9 tRNA genes and 2 rRNA genes are annotated in these 1,540 nt (G+C 48.2%); all 11 read right to left on the bottom strand.

The annotated features are described in order from the left end of the window. Window positions 1–224, bottom strand: a 16S ribosomal RNA gene (locus FZC76_RS22815); the annotation flags it as partial. Between the two features lie 131 nt (window positions 225–355). Next, window positions 356–431 (bottom strand) — tRNA-Ala (locus FZC76_RS22810). 20 nt (window positions 432–451) lie between these two features. Next, window positions 452–528 (bottom strand) — tRNA-Pro (locus FZC76_RS22805). Window positions 529–532: 4 nt separating this feature from the next. Next, window positions 533–609 (bottom strand) — tRNA-Arg (locus FZC76_RS22800). A 37-nt stretch (window positions 610–646) separates the two neighbouring features. Further along, a tRNA-Leu gene (locus FZC76_RS22795) sits at window positions 647–735 on the bottom strand. Between the two features lie 14 nt (window positions 736–749). Continuing rightward, window positions 750–824: transfer RNA gene (locus FZC76_RS22790), tRNA-Gly, on the bottom strand. Window positions 825–839: 15 nt separating this feature from the next. After that, a tRNA-Leu gene (locus FZC76_RS22785) sits at window positions 840–920 on the bottom strand. 8 nt (window positions 921–928) lie between these two features. Beyond that, window positions 929–1,004: transfer RNA gene (locus FZC76_RS22780), tRNA-Lys, on the bottom strand. Between the two features lie 59 nt (window positions 1,005–1,063). Further along, window positions 1,064–1,139 (bottom strand) — tRNA-Thr (locus tag FZC76_RS22775). Window positions 1,140–1,178: 39 nt separating this feature from the next. Further along, window positions 1,179–1,254, bottom strand: a tRNA-Val gene (locus FZC76_RS22770). Window positions 1,255–1,262: 8 nt separating this feature from the next. Then, window positions 1,263–1,379: ribosomal RNA gene (gene rrf, locus FZC76_RS22765) — 5S ribosomal RNA — on the bottom strand. Between the last annotated feature and the right edge of the window lie 161 nt (window positions 1,380–1,540).

Below are 1,540 nucleotides of genomic sequence, written 5' to 3'. Positions count from 1 at the left end.
AGCCGAAACCATCTTTCAATAAAGAACCAGGAGGTTCCTTATATTATCCGGTATTAGCTCCGGTTTCCCGAAGTTATCCCAGTCTTACAGGCAGGTTGCCCACGTGTTACTCACCCGTCCGCCGCTGACCTTTCAAAAGCAAGCTTTTAAAAGGTCCGCTCGACTTGCATGTATTAGGCACGCCGCCAGCGTTCGTCCTGAGCCAGGATCAAACTCTCCAATAAAGAGTCTGAGCTTTTGCTCAAAATTTGCTAGCTTGTCTTACTTAAAATCATTTTGTCGTGTTCCGTAGAACCGACGTTATGACGCTGTTGTTTTGTTTAGTTTTCAAAGATCATTACATCATAAGTTCTGTTGGTGGAGCCTAGCGGGATCGAACCGCTGACCTCCTGCGTGCAAAGCAGGCGCTCTCCCAGCTGAGCTAAGGCCCCGTCATATTAAAGTTTCCTACTGGTCGGGAAGACAGGATTTGAACCTGCGACCCCTTGGTCCCAAACCAAGTGCTCTACCAAGCTGAGCTACTCCCCGTTATTGGCGCGCCCGAGAGGACTCGAACCCCTAACCTTTTGATCCGTAGTCAAACGCTCTATCCAATTGAGCTACGGGCGCATATTAATGAAAATTATTTTACTGCTGTAAAAAACTCTGGTGCCGAGGACCGGAATCGAACCGGTACGGTAGTCACCTACCGCAGGATTTTAAGTCCTGTGCGTCTGCCAGTTCCGCCACCCCGGCAAGGGCAAGTCTGTTGGAGCGGAAGACGGGATTCGAACCCGCGACCCCCACCTTGGCAAGGTGGTGTTCTACCACTGAACTACTTCCGCTAATAAAAAATACAATGCGGGTGAAGGGACTCGAACCCCCACGTCAAAGACACTAGATCCTAAGTCTAGCGCGTCTGCCAATTCCGCCACACCCGCAAGATAAATGGTGTGCCATGAAGGACTCGAACCTTCGACCCTCTGATTAAAAGTCAGATGCTCTACCGACTGAGCTAATGGCACGTAATAAAAGTAGTATTATGAAATTAAGTTAACCATAACTTCGTTATGTCAAAGAAAGATGGTGCCGGCGATAGGAGTCGAACCCACGACCTACTGATTACAAGTCAGTTGCTCTACCAACTGAGCTACACCGGCTAAATGAATGATTATTTTCACTAAGTGAAAAAATCTAAATGGTGGAGGATGACGGGATCGAACCGCCGACCCCCTGCTTGTAAGGCAGGTGCTCTCCCAGCTGAGCTAATCCTCCATATATCTGCCTGGCAACGTCCTACTCTCACAGGGGGAGATCCCCCAACTACCATCGGCGCTGAAGAGCTTAACTTCCGTGTTCGGTATGGGAACGGGTGTGACCTCTTCGCCATCATTACCAGACATATTCAGTTGAAGGTTGATCCTTCAAAACTAGATAATGTGTTCGTATCAAGAAATTCATATCGTTCACTTATTTCAATACTTATTGGGTTAAGTCCTCGATCGATTAGTATTCGTCAGCTCCACATGTCGCCATGCTTCCACCTCGAACCTATCTACCT

This window comes from Sutcliffiella horikoshii (assembly GCF_008180725.1).
Classification (GTDB): domain Bacteria; phylum Bacillota; class Bacilli; order Bacillales; family Bacillaceae_I; genus Sutcliffiella_A; species Sutcliffiella_A horikoshii_B.
Note: the sequence above shows the minus strand (reverse complement) of the source record. Positions and strands in the feature narration are given on the sequence as shown.